This is a genomic window from Mycobacterium sp. 2-64 (genome assembly GCF_035918375.1).
GTDB lineage: Bacteria > Actinomycetota > Actinomycetes > Mycobacteriales > Mycobacteriaceae > Mycobacterium > Mycobacterium intracellulare.
The window spans coordinates 887,843-904,599 of record NZ_CP142361.1 but is presented as its reverse complement, the minus strand read 5'-3'; the positions used below and the strand labels follow the sequence as shown (position 1 = coordinate 904,599).

Sequence of the window (16,757 nt, the reverse complement as noted above, 5' to 3'; positions counted from 1 at the left end):
ACCGCCATCAGCTCGGGGGCACGCTGCGGCGCGCCATGGCCTTGAGTCGCGCGGGACTCAATTGCCGGCTGCGCCGGGACCGGGTGCGGGTCATCGGGTAGAAGCACAGTCCGATGAGGATCGAGGCGAAATGCCCGATCGCGGTGAAGTCGAGGTCGACGCGGTCCATCGTGATCAGCGGGAAGCCGAAGATGACGAACAGCACCCCCAGATAGCCCCAGCGCCAGGGCCGGGCGATGTGGTAGGTCAGCACGGCCATCACGCCGACGAGGAAATAGCTGACCCCGATGTCGCGGGCGTGCACGAGGCGTTGCGACGCATCGCGTTCCTCGATCGCGAAGTAGAGGATGCCCTCGCTGATGTAGGTGGCCAGGATGTGAGAGCTCAATCCCACACTGAGCCAGCGCAGCTGACCGAGCCAATGCTCGGCCGGCGCGAGAAACAGGGTGAACAGCAGCAGGTAGGGCTCGAAGCTTTTGCCGTCGATCCACAGCAGACTGGAAAACAGTACGTGGAGTGGATCCTTGCCCAACTCGTGAATGTTGGTGGAGCGGTGCAACAACACCGAGTGCAACTGCCGGCCGGTGAGATGGTTCTGGATGATCGTCGTGACCATCAGCACCAACAGCCAGCCGTAGGTCAGCGGCGCGGTGCTGACGAAATGCCACACCGCCAGCGTCATGCTGCGCACTCGTGCTCGAACCGATGCAGGCGCCACGACATCAACCTTCGCACGCGGGGCGCCGCGCCCCTACGACTTCGGCGGCTAACACGCCGCCACCCCTCAGCTACCCGATGGCGCGGGGACCTCGGCCGGCGGCGCGGCGGCGGGCGCCGGCGGTGTCAAATGTCGCCACCAGCAGCCGATGTAGAGCACCATCGAGGCCACCAGCGCGACCAGGACCCAGATCACGACGGTGATGTCGACCCAGCTGCCGAAGGGTGGTGAACCGGGCAGGGCGTTTCGCAACGGCACCACCGCGAACAGCATCGCCGCGTACCAGGTCGTCATCGGTGGCTGGAACGGCCGCCGGTCCCGCGCGGTCTGAACCGCCACGAACACAGCCAGACTGGCGATCGTGATGAGCACGCCGAGGATGACGATGGCGAACGCCGCGGTGCTCAGCGACCGCCGCAGTTGCAGCCGGTAGGGGCCGTCCGCCTGGGGCCTGGTCGCGGTGAGCTGCCACCCCGAGAGGTGGTCGACGAACGTGACGGGCACGTGTGCGGGCGCGCGGTCGGTGTCGGGGCCGTAGAAGATCTCGACTTCGATCAGCCCCGAGCGGTATTGGTCGAACGGCCAGCGTTCGATCTGCCCGGCGATGGTCAGCGGGACCGACATCAGGCCGGGGAGCATGCCCTTGGTCCAGGTGTGCCGCGACGGCATCGCCGAGGATCGGACGCGGAGGCTGAGATCCTCCTTGAGATGGTGGGTTTTCGGATCCAGCAACGCCGATCCCGGATTGAAGGCGAGGTTGACGGCGAGCACGCTGTAGTTCGACTGGATCTCTTCGACGTTGATCGTCGCCGAGGGCTCGTCGGCGCTCACGACCGGGGTTATACCGTCCAGACGCCGGACGGCATCGCCTTGGGCGTACATCATGATCGACACGATGTATGCCGCGACGATGAGCACGACGAGGCCCACGACGACGTATCTGATGCCGCCCGATCGCATACTTCCTCCCGCACGGACGCCGTGACCAGCTGGCCGAAATGCTTCCCAGGGCAATGTAATGGATCGGCCGCGGGTCCGTCGCCGATACGCGCGAAGCGGTGCGCGCTGCCTACTCGACGGTGACGGACTTGGCCAGGTTGCGCGGCTTGTCCACGTCGTAGCCGCGCGCCTGGGCCACGGACGCGGCGAACACCTGAAGCGGGATCGTCGACAGCAGGGGCTGCAAAAGCGTTGACACGGAAGGGATTTCGATCAAGTGGTCGGCGTAGGGGCGCACGGTGTCGTCGCCTTCCTCGGCGATCACGATGGTGATCGCCCCGCGGGCCTGGATTTCGCGGATGTTGGACAGCAGCTTGGCGTGCAGCACCGCGGACCCCTTGGGGGACGGCATGACGACGATGACGGGCAGATCGTCCTCGATCAGCGCGATGGGGCCGTGCTTGAGCTCGCCGGCGGCGAACCCCTCGGCGTGCATGTAGGCCAGTTCCTTGAGTTTGAGCGCACCTTCCAGCGCCACCGGGTAGCCGACGTGGCGGCCCAGGAACAGCACCGTCGGCGACTGGGCGAATTGGTAGGCCAGCGCGGCCACCGGCTTGATCGTCGCGAGGACCCGCGCGACGACGTCCGGCATGGCTTCCAGCTCGTGGTACTCGCGCGCGACCTCGTCGGGGTACTTGGTGCCCCGGGCCTGCGCCAGCGCCAGGCCGACCAGATAGTTGGCGGTGATCTGCGCCAGGAACGTCTTCGTCGACGCCACCCCGATCTCCGGGCCGGCGCGGGTGTAGAGCACCGCGTCGCACTCGCGCGGGATCTGCGAGCCGTTGGTGTTGCAGATCGCCAGCACCTTGGCCTTCTGCTCCTTGGCGTGCCGGACGGCCTCGAGCGTGTCGGCGGTCTCGCCGGACTGCGAGATGGCGACCACCAGGGTGCTGCGGTCCAAAACCGGGTCCCGGTAACGGAATTCGCTGGACAGCTCCACCTCGACCGGCAGCCGCGTCCAGTGCTCGATCGCGTACTTCGCCAGCAGCCCGGAGTGGTACGCGGTGCCGCAGGCCACTACGAACACCTTGTCGATCTCGCGCAGTTCCTGATCGGAGAGCCGCTGCTCGTCGAGCACGATCCGGCCGTCGACGAAATGGCCCAGCAGGGTGTCGGCGACGGCGGCGGGTTGCTCGGCGATCTCCTTGAGCATGAAGTACTCGTAGCCACCTTTTTCGGCGGCGGCCAGATCCCAATCGATATGGAACTCGCGGTATTCGACATCGTCGTTGCCGTCGAAGTCGGTGATCCGGTAGCCGTCCGCGGTGATCACCACGGCCTGGTCCTGGCCGAGTTCGACGGCGTTGCGGGTGTGCGGGATGAAGGCCGCGACGTCGGAGCCGACGAACATCTCGCCGTCGCCGATGCCGAGCACCAGCGGGGTGGAGCGGCGGGCGGCGACGATGGTGCCGGGGTCGTCGGCGTTGGCGAACACCAGCGTGAAGTGGCCGTCGAGGCGGCGCAGCACCGCGAGGACCGACGCGGGGAAATCGCCGGCGGTCTCGCCGTGGCGGTAGGCCTGCGCCACCAGGTGCACCGCGACCTCGGTGTCGGTGTCGCTGGCGAACTCCACGCCCTGGGCCTCGAGCTCGTGGCGCAGGTTCGCGTAGTTCTCGATGATGCCGTTGTGGACCACCGCGATCTTGCCGGCGGCGTCGCGGTGCGGGTGGGCGTTGCGGTCGGTGGGGCGCCCGTGGGTGGCCCACCGGGTGTGGCCCAGGCCGGTGGTGCCGGTCAGCGAGTGCCGCGGCATCTGGGCGACCGCCTCTTCCAGGTTGGCCAGCCGGCCGGCGCGGCGGCTCACCGTCAGGGTGCCGTCGCCGTTCGCCAGCGCGATGCCCGACGAGTCGTACCCGCGGTACTCCATCCGCCGCAGCGCGGCCATGACGACGTCACAGGCGGGCTGCTGCCCGACATAGCCGACAATTCCGCACATTCTGACCAGGGTAGTGCAGGCGGCACACCGGGCCCGCAATCCGGCGCTATGGTTAGGCCGCCCACCTGCAGGAAGGCGTGCCCGGGCACCGCGACTGGGACGGCCTCAGGTGGACGTCCTGGACCAATCCGCCCAGTCCCCAGCCATTCATGTCACCGTCATAACCGGCGGGAGTTCTTTCATCTGATGTGCGCGCGACGTTTTCGTTCACGTCATCGCGGCCGCGCTTAACGCCTCTAGCATTCCAAATTGTCAGCAAAGATCGTCACCGACCAAAGGACGAGCTGCGTGAGGCTGCCCAGAGTTTCTGGCTACCTCGATTCCCGTTTTCGCCGACACATGAATTCAGCCGTCGATGGTTGTTCACCGGGAATTGTGCAGCGGGTCGCATTGAAATGCGTAACTTGCTCCGACCGACAACCGTGCGCCATGAGGAGGCAATCATGACCGCAGTTCGGTACGACGAAGTGGTGCCCGCCCCCTCGGCGCCGGCCCCCGGGCACGCCGCCCGGCCACGCCGGCACCCGTCCGCGGGCTCCGGAAACGCCTTGATGGACTTGACCACCCACGTGCTCACCGCCACGCTGCACCAGCTCTACGCGGCGCTGTGGCGGGCGGGGGTCATCGAGGTCACGGCCTAGTCATCTGCGCCGGCGCGCGATTGCGATGCGCTAACGTCGACGCGTGGCCCGCATCCGCAAGCTCGTCGCCGCTCTGCACCGCCGTGGTCCGCACCGGGTTTTGCGGGGTGACCTGGCCTTTGCCGGTCTGCCGGGTGTGGTGTACACCCCGGAGGAGGGCCTGAATCTGCCCGGCGTGGCGTTCGGCCACGAGTGGCTGGCCGGCGCCGCCCGGTACTCGAATCTGCTCGAGCATCTGGCGTCGTGGGGGATCGTGGCCGGCGCTCCCGACACCCAGCGGGGTGTGGCCCCCTCGGTGCTGAACTTCGCCTTCGATCTGGGCACCGCCCTGGACATCGTGTCGGGTGTGCGCCTCGGGCCGGGCAAGATCAGCGTGCATCCCGCCAAGCTGGGCGTGGTCGGTCATGGTTTCGGCGGCTCGGCCGCGGTATTCGCCGCCGCGGGAATGCCCGCCAAGCTCGCGGCGGTGGCGGCGATTTTCCCCAGCGTCACCAGCCCGCCGGCCCAGCAGCCCGCCGCGACGCTCAAGGTGCCGGGAGTGATCTTCACCGCGCCGGGCGACCGGACGACGTTGAACTCCAACGCGCTGGCGCTTGCCGAGGCGTGGAAGCCGGCGACGCTGCGCATCGTCAGCAAGGCCGAGCCCGGCGGGCTGGTGGAGGGTCGGCGGCTGGCCACGGTGCTCGGCCTGCCCGGCCCGCACCGGCGTACCCAGCGGTCGGTTCGGGCGCTGCTGACCGGTTACCTGCTCTACACGCTCGGCGGCGACAAGAAGTATCGCGATTTCGCCGACCCGGACGTGCACCTGCCCGGGACGGACGCCATCGATCCCGAGGCCGAGGCGATTCCCCTGGAAGAAAAGATCGTCGCCCTGCTGAAGTGAGGGGGAGTTGATGTCGAGCGCGCACGCGCTGTACGCCCGCTGGATCACCGAACTCTGGAACGGACGGCCGGTCGCGGCCGAGCTGGTCACCGACGACTTCGTCGGTCACTGGCCCGGCCGGGAGGTACAGGGACCGGACGCTCTCGCGCAGATCATCGAGCAGACACGAAACATGTTCTCGGACTTGAGCTTCGGCATCGAGGTCGGCCCACTGACCGAGGGTGATCTGGTGGCCGGGCGCTGGGTGGGCACCGGCCACGGCCCGGACGGCCCGGTCTCGTTCACCGGTAACGACATCCTGCGCCTGGCCGCCGACGGCCGGCGCTTCGCCGAGTACTGGACGGGCACTTCCGCGGGCTGAGCGCCCCGTCCCGCACGGGCGCGTGGTAAGTGTCATGGATGCGAATCGGGATCGCTCTCAACTATTCGGGCGGCTTTCACGAAGCCGTGGACCGCGTCGTCGAACTCGAAAAGTCCGGCATCGAGGTCGCGGTGGTGGCCGAGGCGTATTCGTTCGACGCCATCAGCCAGCTGGGATACCTGGCCGCCAAAACCAACACGGTCGAACTGGCGTCCGGGGTGCTTCCCCTCTACATCCGCACGCCGTCGCTGCTGGCGATGACGGCCGCGGGCCTGGATTTCGTGTCCGACGGGCGATTCCGCCTCGGCATCGGCACCTCCGGACCGCAAGTGATCGAGGGCTTTCACGGGGTCCCGTTCGACGCCCCGCTCGGGCGCACCCGCGAGATCGTGGAGATCTGCCGCAAGGTGTGGCGCCGCGAGCGCGTGCAATACGCCGGCAAGCACTACCAGCTACCGCTGCCCGCCGACCGCGGAACGGGTCTGGGCAAGCCGCTGCAGCTCATCAATCACCCTGTGCGCGAACGCATTCCGATCAGCATCGCCGCGCTGGGTCCCAAGAATGTCGAGCTCACCGCCGAGATCGCCGAGGGCTGGCAGCCGGTCTTCTATCTTCCGGACAAGGCCGCGTCGATCTGGGGTGAGCCGCTGGCCGCCGGCGCCGCCAAACGCGATCCCGCGCTGGGTCCGCTCGACGTCATGGTGCACGCGTCGCTGGCCATCGGGGACAACGTCGACGAGCGGCTGGCCTGGGTCAAGCCGCAGCTCGGGCTCTACATCGGCGGGATGGGCGCCAAAGGCCGCAATTTCTACCACAATCTGGCGACGCGTTACGGGTACGGCGAGGTCGCCGACCGGATCCAGGAGCTGTATCTGTCCGGCCGCAAGCAGGAGGCCATCGACGCCGTGCCCGACGAGCTGGTGCGGGGCATGTCGCTGATCGGGCCGCGCGGGTATGTGGCCGAACGGATGGCCGCCTTCGCCGAGGCCGGCGTGACCACGCTGTTGTTGAGCCCGCAGGCCACCGACCGCGACGAGTCCATGCGTTTCGTCGAGGAAGCCCTGCAACTGCAGCCCTGAGCGGTCACTGCCCCGCCTGCGGAAGCTGGTCCGCGGCAATCTCGCACGGCGTCGACCCCTCCCCCGCGGCGGGTGCGGGTTCGGCGGCCGGCGCTGCCGCGGGAGCCGGCGGCTCGGCCGGCGCCGGATCCGCCGGCGGCGGGGTCTCGACCGGTTGGGCTTGCTGTTCGGGCTCCGTGGGATCGGGCTGACCCGCCTCCCCGTCGACAGGTTCGGCTGGACCGCTCCCCTCGGCGGTGTCGCCGGCGTCCTCGGCGTCGCCGGCGTCCTCTGCGCCCTTCGCGTCAGTCGGATCCTCTGCGTGAAAAGGGTTCTCGTCGAACGCGTTTCCGTCCGCCGAATCGCCGAGCGCGGCCGCGCCATCCGACCCGTCGCCCGCCGACCCGAGCAGATCGCCCATCGCGTCGACGATCCTGGCGGCGAGCCCAAGAAGACCGCCGCCACCCCCACCGAGCCCACCACTGCCGAGGCCGTCGCCGAGCCCACCGCCGCCGAGCCCGCCCAGATCGCCCAAGCTTTCGGCGGGCCACCCCGACGCGTCACCGAGGCCGCTACCCCAGCCCGCGACCGGCGCCGGCGGGGCCGGCAGGGGGGCGACCGGCGCCGGCGCCGCGGCCGCCACCGTCGCCGCGGGGTCGTCCACCCGCGGTGCGGACGCGGCGGCCACCGGCGGGGCGAGCTGCACCGGAACGACGCCCGCCCCGAGATCACCGGGAAACTCGAACCGCGCCGCCGGGGCGGCCGCGGCCCTGTCGATCACCATGGCGTAGGACGTCTGGACCCCGTCCGACGTGGACCGCATCGCGGCCAGCCAGTCGTTACGAATGTCGTTGTCCACGTAGGGAATCACCTGATGCCGCACCACATCCTCGGCGCCCCGCCGGTCCCCGGCCGTGACCGCGGCGGCGGCGGCCAACCAGGCCGGCCGCTGCGCCTGCGCGCGGTCGTCGACGGCGATGGCCGTCGCGACTTTCGAATCGACCAGGTGCCACAGGTTGTCGCGCAGCGACTCGCATCGCTGGGCCGCCGCGCGCAGTTCGCCGACGACCCCGTCCGCGCTGTCGCAATGCCGTTGCAACAGCTGCACCGCGGCGTCGCCGCCCGCGCCCTGCCACGCCGCGGCCAGCTCGGCCACCTGGGCGCGCTGCATGCGCAGCGCCTCGGCGGCCACCACGCCGGCGGCCCGCAGCTCCGCGCAGTCACGGTCGAGCGCGCGCAGGTCGAGTCCGTCCTCGCTCGCATACCATTCCCGGATCTGCGCGGGATGCGCTGTCAGGTCAAGATGTTGGTAGCCGAGCGCGTGGGACGCCTGCACGTAGGTCTGGGTGTGCTCGACGGCAACCCGGCCCTCGGCGAGGCGCGCGTCCACGTCCAACCGGTCGGCCACGAGCTACGCGATCCGCGCCGCGGCATACAGTTCGGCGTCGGCGTAGCGCTGCGCGCTGGACCGCAGGGCGGCGGCGATCTCGCTGGACGCGCGCGACCACTGCGTCACCTGCTGCGTCAGGCGCCCCAACTCGATGCGAAGCGCGTCGCCGCGCGCGGCGTGCGCCCGCCCGGCGCAGGCCCCGCCGAAGGCCAGCCTGGCCAGGTGATCGCTGACCGCGCGGTCGAGAAATTCCGCGGCCATGGCGAATTGGTTAGCGACCCGGTGCGTGGCCGACGCGTCGATCTGGGCGCGGGCGGCGGCGACAGGCCGTGTTCCCCCAACGAATTTCATGCCTAATCCGACGCCGGTAGGCGGGTCGGGGTTCCCGGCGCTGCGGGATCAGTGCGCGGCGCTGACCGCTTCGGCGACCCGGGTGGCGATCCGCGCAGCGATCTCCTTTTCGGGAGCCTCCACCATCACGCGGATCATGGGCTCAGTTCCCGACGGGCGCAACAGGATTCGACCGGTGTCGCCCAGCTCGGCCTCGGCTTGCCCGACCGCGGACTGCACCGACGGCGCGGCGGCGGCCGTGGCCTTGTCGGCCACCGTGACGTTGATCAACACCTGCGGCAGCGTCTGCATGGCCGAGGCCAAATGCGCCAGCGACGAGCCGGTCTGCGCCATCCGGTTCATCAGCCGCAGCCCGGTGACGATGCCGTCGCCGGTCGAGCCCAGCGCGGGCATCACGATGTGCCCGGACTGCTCGCCACCCAGGCTGTAGTCGCCGGCCCGCAGTTCCTCCACGACGTAGCGATCGCCGACGCCGGTGGTGCGCACCGTGATTCCGGCCGAACGCATGGCCAGATGCAACCCCAGGTTGCTCATCACGGTGGTCACCAGCGTCCGCGAGGACAGTTCGCCGGCCTCGTGCATGGCCAGCGCGAGCACCACCATGATGTGGTCGCCGTCGACGAGGTTGCCGTCGGCGTCGATGGCCAGGCACCGGTCGGCGTCCCCGTCGTGCGCCAGGCCCAGGTCGGCGCGGTGCGCGACGACCGCCGCGCGCAGCGAATCCAGGTGCGTGGAGCCGCAGTTGTCGTTGATGTTGAGCCCGTTGGGCTCGGCGTTGATCGCGATCACCCTCGCGCCGGCCGCGCGGTACGCGCGCGGGCCCACCGCCGAGGCCGCGCCGTGGGCGCAGTCCACCACCACGGTCAACCCGTCGAGGCGCAGCGTGCTGGCCTTGCTCAGGTGACGCAGGTAGCGGTCGGCCGCGTCCTCGGCGTCGACGACCCGCCCGATGCCGGTTCCGACCGGGCGCGGCCCCGGATCCCCGACGAGGGCTTCGATCTGGTCCTCGGTGCCGTCGTCTAGCTTGCGGCCGCCGGGCCCGAAGATCTTGATGCCGTTGTCGGGCATCGGGTTGTGGGAGGCGGAGATCATCACCCCGAAATCGGCGTCGTAGGCGCCGGTCAGGTAGGCCACCGCGGGGGTGGGCAGCACCCCCACCCGCAGCGCGTCGACGCCCTGGCTGGTCAGCCCGGCGATCACCGCGGCCTCCAGCATCTCGCCGCTGGCCCGCGGATCGCGGCCGATCACCGCGACGCGGCGGCCCGGCGCCGACGCGCTCGCCAGACGCCGTGCCGCCGCGGAACCCAGCGCCAGCGCCAGCTCGGCGGTCAACTCGCGGTTGGCGACCCCACGGACACCGTCGGTGCCGAATAGTCGACCCATGCGAACAAACCTCTCACAGTTGTCGGGCTAGCACCTAACGTGCCCGTTCCTTTGTGGCCGAAACCAGGCGCGGGTGGGCGCAGACACGCCGCAACCGGCCACAACTTGTGCACCGCGATGCCAAGTTGTGGCCGGAAAGCGACGGCTGATCAGCGCTTGCTGTACTGAGGCGCCTTGCGGGCCTTCTTCAGGCCGTACTTCTTGCGCTCGGTGGCGCGCGGGTCACGGGTGAGGAACCCGGCCTTCTTCAGCGCGGGACGGTCGTCCGGCGAGGCCACGATGAGCGCCCGCGCGATGCCCAGGCGCAGCGCGCCGGCCTGCCCCGAGGGGCCGCCGCCGTGCAGGTGGGCGTAGACGTCGAAGCTCTCCACCCGGTCCACGGTGACCAGCGGGGCCTTGATGAGCTGCTGGTGCACCTTGTTGGGGAAGTAGCCCTCCAGGGTGCGGCCGTTCAGGTTGAACTGGCCGGTGCCGGGCACCAGGCGCACCCGCACCACGGCCTCCTTGCGGCGGCCGACGGTCTGGATGGGCCGTTCGAACACGTAGGGCTCGGCGGGCGCGGCGACGTCGGCGGGCTCCGAGGCCTCGACCGGGGCTTCGGTCACCTCGGCGGCGGCCACTGTTTCCTCTGCGGTCTCTGGGTTGTCCGGGTTCTCTGGGTTCTCCAGGCCCTCGGTCGTTTCGGTCACTGGGCCACCTGCTTGATCTCGTACGGAACGGGCTGCTGTGCGACGTGGGGGTGCGTCGGGCCGGCGTAGACGTGCAGCTTGCGCGCGATCTGCCGGGCGAGCTTGTTCTTGGGCAGCATGCCGACGATCGCGTCCTCCACGACGCGGTCGGGGTGCTTTGCCATCAGCTCGCGGATTGTGCGGCTGCTCAGACCGCCGGGGTACCCCGAGTGGCGGTACGCCAGCTTCTTGTCCAGCTTCTGGCCGCTGAAGGCGACCTTGTCGGCGTTGATGACGATGACGAAGTCACCGCCGTCGACGTTGGGGGTGAACGTCGGCTTGTGCTTGCCGCGCAGCAGGTTGGCTGCCGCGACGGCAAGGCGGCCAAGCACCACGTCCGTGGCGTCGATGACGTGCCACGACCTCGTGGTGTCACCCGCCTTTGGCGTGTACGTAGGCACAGCGCTTACCACTCTTTCTCTGCGAGCCTCTGTTCCGAGGCTGTGGATCCCGGTGTGACCGGGTGCCGGTCAGGCGTCCGCGGTATGGGCTTGGTCTCGGCGACCGACGTTGACCCGAGGCCCTGGCGTACCGCACGCCAACGGAGCAGCTTACCGACCGCCATCCCCGCAGGTCAAAATGACTGTGTGGCCCCGACGGCTCTCCCCCGTCAGGACCACACAGTCTCACGCGCGGCCAGACCGCGCGGTGTCTCGTCGGCCGCTACCGCGCCCACACCCCGGCGGCGCGGCGGTCGGCGTTGGCCACCTCGTCCGCGCCGTCGCGGACCGCGTTTCCGAGCGCGGCCAGCATCTCGTTGAGCGCGGTCGCCGACTGGTGCCATTTCAGCTGCTCGGCCTGGTAGGCGGCGGCCGCTTCGCTGGTCCAGAGCTGCTGCAAGGGCGCGATGTGTGCTCTCAGCTCGTCGAGCGCGGCATTGAAGCGGGCCGATGTCGAGTGAATTTCCTGGCGCACCGAGTATTCGATTTCACCGAAGTTGTAGGACAACACCGAATCCACGGGATCTTTCCTCCTCACAGGTTTCCGCCGGCGGCGGCGATGCGGTCGGCGTGGCTTTGGCCGGCCTCCTGCAGGGTGGCCGCGTTCTGCCGAATGGTGTCGGCGATGGTGTGTAGGGCGTGGTAGAGCCGCACCGACTCGGCGTTCCAGCGATCGATCACGTCTTTGAAGCGCGTGGCCGCCGGCCCGCCCCACGCCGACGGCGGCACGCCGCTCATCCGGCCGATGAACGCCTGCAACATTGCCCTGATTTCCTCGTTGCGCGCGTCGGTGGTGCCCGCCACCGACCGCATCAGGTCGACGTCGGCGCTCAGTGGGTTTGGTGCAGCCATACCTATTACGACCGTGACGGGGGTCGTTCGGTTCCACGAATTGTCATCCGATCGCGTGGGCGGATCTGACCGCCTGCTCGCACGCATCGCGGACCCCGCCCTCGTCGCCGGGTCTGCTCTGGCATCCGACGCTGATCCGCAGGGGGCCGTCGAGCAGCACCGTCCAGCGCACCTCATGACCCGGGCGCACCTCGCGGTAGGTCACCGCCGACCGGCCCGCGCTGGTACCGGACGGGTTGAAGTCGACGAACAGCCCGGCGGGCTCGACGTCGATCGCGCGTTTCAACCGTTCGGCGGTGCCGCTGAGCGTCTCGCCGGCCACCGGCGACTGGGTGATGTGCAGCGCGACCTCGGGATCGGCCGGAGACGTGACCTGGACCCGCGCCGAGCCCGGCCCGGTGACCACCCGTCGCGCCGGCCATGTCGCCGGGACCGACAGCGCCACCCGGCCTTCCACCAAAAACGTCGTGGGCGTGGCCTCTACTCGCGTCGGGGGCACTACGCCACGCCGGTCCGGCGCCATCGCAGCCGGCGCCGCCGCGGCGACGACGATGGCGGCGGCCCCCAGTGTGCCCAGGGCCCGCACCCGCGACGGGCGGGCGGTGGGACGCGCCCCCGACGGCAGCGGGCGCACCGGGAAGGACGCCCGCGCAAGCCGGGTGAAGCGAATATGGTTGATTTCCAGCACACTTGGTGCCGACGGCCCGCTCCCGCGTAGCCCGTGGATGATCGACGCCGCCAGCGGCGACGCCCCGGCGACCGTGCTCGGCGTGTCGATCACCACCGCCGCGGGGGCCGCGCCGGCGATGACATCCGCGACGGCTTCGGCGACGGATTGCGGATCGGCGTTGCGCGGTACGGCGGTGATCTCGCTCGCGGTGACCGCCACCAGCCGCTCGGCGATTTCCACCGCCACCGTCGGTTCCGCGCGAGACGCCCGCGTCAGCAGCCATGATCGCGGGCGCGTCCGCACCGCGCCGGCCACCCTCGCGGCGGCCGCGGTCACCACGCCCACGCGCGAGGAGGACCACCAGGACGGGTGCACGACGACCATGCCGTCGGCGGTTCCGCAGGTTGCCGCCCGCAGCGCGGCCTCCCACAACGCGTCGACGGTTACCGGCCGCTCCCCCACCAGCGCGACGCGGTCGTCTATCGCGTCCAGGGCGGACCGGATGACGTCGGCCGTCTCGCCCTCGTCGATCGGTCCTGTGCCACAACATAACCGGCGGATAGTGCCCGGCCCGGCCTCGATGATCGGACGGTGTTCGCTCACGGCGGGCTCCAAGCCACCTGGACGAGGTCTTCGTCGCCGGTACGGTTGGTCAGCAAGCCGCGGCCCGGCGGCAATTGCGCCGGCCGAGCGCGGCCGAACGGCGCGCCCTCGCTGGGAGATCCGCTCATCATCAGCGACATGCAACCGAGGTCACGCAGACCCGCGAGCACCGGCTCGAACATCGCGCGCTCCGCCCCGGCGCCGCGCCGGGCGACGACGAGGTGCAATCCCAAATCTTGTGCGTAGGGCAGGAATTCGGCGATCGGTCCCAGCGGATTTTCCGTCGGCGTGGCGACCAGGTCGTAGTCGTCGACCACGACGTAGATCTGCGGCCCGGACCACCACGAGCGGCTGCGCAACTCGGCCTGGCTCGCGTCGGGCGGCGGCATTCGTGCGCTCAGCAGGGCGAGCACGTCGGGCAGCAGCGCGGCCAACGCGGCCGGCGACATCGCATACCCGCGGAGATGCTCCGACTCGACAACGCCGAGCAGCGTGCGCCGGAAGTCGACGATCAACAGCTGTGCTTGCGCGGCGGTCTTCGTCCGGACCAGCTCACGGCACAAGGTACGCAGCGTCGCCGTCTTCCCGCACGCGCTGTCGCCGAGGATCACCAGATGCGGCTGACCGTCGAAATCTATTGCCGCCGGGCGCAGTTCGCGCTCTCGCAGGCCGAGCAGCACTTGGGCGCGAAGCTCGGCTCCCGACCCGCGCACCAAGGTCTCGCGGTCCACGTGATCGGGCAAGAGCGGTATCGGCGGCGCAACCGAGTGACCGGCGAGCACCTCGGCTACGGGCCTTGCGACCACCATGTGCAGGCCGTCCCGGGACAGCCCCCGTCCCGGGCTGTCGTGCGGGACGTGCGCGGCGGCCTTGCGGTCCAGTTCGGAGTCGGCGGGATCGCCGAGCCGCAACTCGACGCGGGTGCCGAGCTGATCCCGCAGCGACGGCCTGACGTCGGCCCAGCGCGACGCAGACAACACCACGTGCACACCGAACGAAAGCCCATGGGTCGCAAGGGCGGTGATCGAGGCCTCCAGCGCCTCGAATTCCTGGCGCACGGTTGCCCAGCCGTCGATGACGAGGAAGACGTCGCCGAACGGATCATCGTTGGCGACGCCGGCTGCGGCCCGCCGGCGATAGTCGGCGATCGAGCCGATCGCGTGCTCACCGAATATGGCTTCACGCCGCCGCACGACCGACTCGCATTCGGCGACGATCCGCCCGACGAGTCGGGACTCGGCCCTGCCGGCGACCGCACCGACGTGCGGCAACGACCGCACCGACGACAGCGTCCCGCCACCGAAATCCAAGCAGTAGAACTGCACCTGGCTCGCGTCGTGCGTGGCCGCCAGGGCGGTGATGAGTGTGCGCAGCGCCGTCGACTTGCCGGATTGGGGCCCCCCGACGATCGCCGCGTTGCCGGCGGCCCCGGACAGGTCGATCATCAGTGGCGTTCGGCGCTGTTCGAAGGGGCGGTCGACAAGGCCGATGGGGACGGCGGTCAGGCCGGCCGGCGTGGGCTCCGCGCTGTGCAGCAGGGTGTGCAGCTGCGGCGCCGGCCCCAGCGGGGGCAGCCAAACCCGGTGCGCGGGCGGCCCCTGGCCGCGCAGCCGGTCCAGGACCGCATGGTAGATGGCCGGCGGGGAAGTCATGTTCGCCCGGTGGGTGCGACGGACCGCGCCGGTGACGCGGGTCGTGAACGCCTGGGTCGAGCGCGCCGCGGCGGGGGCCTTATCCGGGGAAGCGTCCGTCCGCAGCGGTCCCGAAACCGAGGCGGCCTGGAAGCGAATCGGTTCGCCGCCGCCGATCCGCAGGAAGCCGGCGCCGGGCGCGGCGGGCAGCTCGTACGCATCGAGATTGCCCAGCACCGTGCGGGATTCGGCGGCGGACAGGGTCTTCAGGCACAGGCGGTACGACAGGTGGGCCTCGAGCCCGCGTAGCCGTCCCTCGTCGAGGCGCTGGCTGGCCAGCAGCAGGTGCATGCCCAGGGATCGGCCGAGACGACCGATCGCCACGAAGGTGTCGGCGAAATCTCGTTGCTGGCTGAGCAATTCGGAGAACTCGTCGACGATTATGAACAGCGTCGGCAGGGCCGGCAGCGGCTCAGGCGGGTCGCCGCTGCGGCGCGCGCCTTCGTAGGCCTCGACGCTGACGCAGCCCGCCGTGCGCAGCAGCTGCTGGCGACGATTCATCTCGCCGGCCAGCGCGTCGCGCATGCGGCTCACCAGCGGCGCGTCGTCGGCCAGGTTGGTGATCACGGCGGCCACGTGTGGCGCTCGCGCATAGTCGAGAAAGGTTGCCCCGCCCTTGAAGTCGATGAGCAACAGGTTGAGCGTCAGCGGGGAGTTACGGACCATCATGCCCAGCGCGATGGTCCGCAACAGCTCCGATTTTCCCGACCCGGTTGCACCGATGCAGAGCCCATGCGGGCCCATCCCGCCCTCGGCCGGCTCTTTGATGTCCAGCTCGAGCGGTGCGCCCTGCATGGTGGTGCCGATGGGGACGCGCAGGCGGTCGCGGCGCGCCTGGCCGCGCCATAGCGTCGCCGGGTCGAAACGATGCACGTCGCGCAGACCGACCAATCCGGGCCAACCGGGATCACCGCCCCCCGCTCTCCCCCGATGACCGGCCAGCCGGAGGGCGCACACCAGCGCGTCGACGGGCTCCATCCGGTCGGGGCAAGAAACCGGCGCGGCCTCGCCGGAGCGCCGGATCGTCAGCGGCGCACCGTCATTGCCGCCGCCGATCGCGATGGTGGTGGCGCCGCCGAGCGCGGTGGGACCCTCGTCCAGCTCGGCGACCACCACCACCCGGGTCGCCGCAACGCCCGCGAGCGCGCCCTGCACCTGCGCGGCATCCGAATAGACCATCCGCACCGGACCGGCCGCGTCGGAATCGCCGGGATGTTGGTTGTGCGGCAACCATTTCAGCCATTCCCAGTGGGCGCGATGCGGCTCGCTGACCGCGGCGGCGATCCGCACCTGATCGGGCGCATGCTGCACGGCGAGCTGGCAGATCATCGCGCGTAGCAAGCCACGCGCGGCCCTCGCGTCGCCGTCGATCGTCACCAGCGATCCGTCCCGCAGGTCGATCGGTACCGGCGCAACGACTGTCGAATATGCGTGGAGGAACCGGCGCAACGCCGTGTCGGTGACCGGATCGCGAAGCTCCTCGGCGGCGAGCTCCGGCGCCACCAAACGACGGGCGAGCGGCTGAGGTCCCGTGCCCAGCCGCACGACGCAGAAGTCCGCGTCGCCCGGTCCGCGCTGCCACATCCGAGCGCCGCCGATCAACGTCCACAGTGTGTCGGGATGGGGATGACGCCGAATGGCGCACGCGCGCTGCGCCATAGCGACCTCGGATACGGATTGACTGAGCCGACTCAGGTAGTCGAGATACCGTCCGCGGTCGGCATCGATGCCATCGCCGCGCCGGTGGGCCCGGCCGGTCAGCCCGGACGCCAGGGCCGAGACCAGCATCATCAGCGGGAAGGCCAGGAACACGGGGGTGCGGGCCATGGCGGTCCCCGACGCGAACGCGGCGGCCATGATGCCGATGCTCACCACGGAGATCGCCACCGGCAGCAGGCGGGGCAGTAGGCCGGGCCCCGCCGGTGGCGGCAGGTCCGGTGGCGCCTCGACCACGATTGGCGCCTGTTGTGCCTCGGGCACCAACATCTCGGTCATCGCATCGCCTCCAGTTCGACGACGGTAGGGAGCACCGAAAACGGCGACAAGTCACCTG

The 16,757-nt window shown here is 70.1% G+C and carries 16 protein-coding genes; 4 read left to right on the top strand and 12 right to left on the bottom strand.

The features are described 5' to 3' along the window. Nucleotides 1-7 precede the first annotated feature (7 nt). The 3 genes from QGN31_RS04345 to glmS all read right to left on the bottom strand — a co-directional run bounded on the left by QGN31_RS04345 (nt 8) and on the right by glmS (nt 3,653). Nucleotides 8-718: a rhomboid-like protein gene (locus tag QGN31_RS04345; RefSeq protein ID WP_026071203.1), complete on the bottom strand. Its 711-nt coding sequence runs from the start codon at nt 716-718 to the stop codon at nt 8-10. 66 nt (nt 719-784) lie between these two features. Then, the gene (locus tag QGN31_RS04340; protein WP_008260207.1) at nt 785-1,678 is read right to left on the bottom strand and encodes a DUF4436 domain-containing protein; all 894 of its coding nucleotides are present in this window, start codon (nt 1,676-1,678) and stop codon (nt 785-787) included. 109 nt (nt 1,679-1,787) lie between these two features. Beyond that, nucleotides 1,788-3,653, bottom strand: a complete 1,866-nt coding sequence (gene glmS, locus QGN31_RS04335; RefSeq protein ID WP_008260209.1) for a glutamine--fructose-6-phosphate transaminase (isomerizing) — start codon at nt 3,651-3,653, stop codon at nt 1,788-1,790. 443 nt (nt 3,654-4,096) lie between these two features. Here glmS and QGN31_RS04330 point away from each other — a divergent pair, with 443 nt between their 5' ends. From QGN31_RS04330 to QGN31_RS04315, 4 genes are read left to right on the top strand one after another with little or no spacing between them, the layout of a single operon-like run. After that, nucleotides 4,097-4,294 (top strand): Rv1535 family protein, encoded by a 198-nt coding sequence (locus tag QGN31_RS04330; RefSeq protein ID WP_008260212.1) that lies wholly within the window; start codon nt 4,097-4,099, stop codon nt 4,292-4,294. 43 nt (nt 4,295-4,337) lie between these two features. Beyond that, a complete protein-coding gene (locus QGN31_RS04325; protein WP_008260214.1) occupies nt 4,338-5,177 on the top strand; it encodes a dienelactone hydrolase family protein in 840 nt (279 codons plus the stop codon). A 10-nt stretch (nt 5,178-5,187) separates the two neighbouring features. Continuing rightward, nucleotides 5,188-5,538, top strand: a complete 351-nt coding sequence (locus tag QGN31_RS04320) for an ester cyclase (protein ID WP_014385763.1) — start codon at nt 5,188-5,190, stop codon at nt 5,536-5,538. 38 nt (nt 5,539-5,576) lie between these two features. Then, on the top strand, nt 5,577-6,617 hold the full coding sequence (locus QGN31_RS04315; protein ID WP_008260216.1) for an LLM class F420-dependent oxidoreductase: 1,041 nt from the start codon (nt 5,577-5,579) through the stop codon (nt 6,615-6,617). Between the two features lie 4 nt (nt 6,618-6,621). On the opposite strand, the gene QGN31_RS04310 is transcribed toward QGN31_RS04315, so the two are convergent. From QGN31_RS04310 to eccCb, 9 genes are all read right to left on the bottom strand, one after another. Beyond that, nucleotides 6,622-8,004 carry a hypothetical protein gene (locus QGN31_RS04310; protein ID WP_014712329.1) on the bottom strand — a complete coding sequence of 461 codons (1,383 nt, stop codon included), beginning with the start codon at nt 8,002-8,004 and terminating at the stop codon, nt 6,622-6,624. Nucleotides 8,005-8,007: 3 nt separating this feature from the next. Further along, entirely contained in the window at nt 8,008-8,337 is a 330-nt protein-coding gene (locus QGN31_RS04305) for a hypothetical protein (protein WP_014712330.1), read from the bottom strand. A gap of 48 nt (nt 8,338-8,385) precedes the next feature. Continuing rightward, nucleotides 8,386-9,720 carry a phosphoglucosamine mutase gene (glmM, locus tag QGN31_RS04300; protein WP_009955889.1) on the bottom strand — a complete coding sequence of 445 codons (1,335 nt, stop codon included), beginning with the start codon at nt 9,718-9,720 and terminating at the stop codon, nt 8,386-8,388. Nucleotides 9,721-9,869: 149 nt separating this feature from the next. After that, nucleotides 9,870-10,325: a 30S ribosomal protein S9 gene (gene rpsI / locus QGN31_RS04295; protein WP_026071202.1), complete on the bottom strand. Its 456-nt coding sequence runs from the start codon at nt 10,323-10,325 to the stop codon at nt 9,870-9,872. A gap of 80 nt (nt 10,326-10,405) precedes the next feature. After that, complete coding sequence (rplM, locus tag QGN31_RS04290) at nt 10,406-10,849, bottom strand: 50S ribosomal protein L13 (protein ID WP_008260230.1); 444 nt, start codon at nt 10,847-10,849, stop codon at nt 10,406-10,408. 262 nt (nt 10,850-11,111) lie between these two features. Further along, nucleotides 11,112-11,408, bottom strand: coding sequence for a WXG100 family type VII secretion target (locus tag QGN31_RS04285; protein WP_008260232.1), 297 nt, complete (start codon nt 11,406-11,408; stop codon nt 11,112-11,114). Between the two features lie 14 nt (nt 11,409-11,422). Continuing rightward, the gene (locus QGN31_RS04280) at nt 11,423-11,740 is read right to left on the bottom strand and encodes a WXG100 family type VII secretion target (RefSeq protein WP_014383255.1); all 318 of its coding nucleotides are present in this window, start codon (nt 11,738-11,740) and stop codon (nt 11,423-11,425) included. A 43-nt stretch (nt 11,741-11,783) separates the two neighbouring features. Continuing rightward, entirely contained in the window at nt 11,784-13,013 is a 1,230-nt protein-coding gene (locus QGN31_RS04275) for a type VII secretion-associated protein (RefSeq protein WP_014385768.1), read from the bottom strand. Beyond that, complete coding sequence (gene eccCb, locus QGN31_RS04270) at nt 13,010-16,699, bottom strand: type VII secretion protein EccCb (RefSeq protein WP_014942869.1); 3,690 nt, start codon at nt 16,697-16,699, stop codon at nt 13,010-13,012. Before eccCb ends, QGN31_RS04275 begins: the two co-directional genes overlap by 4 nt. Nucleotides 16,700-16,757 lie beyond the last annotated feature (58 nt).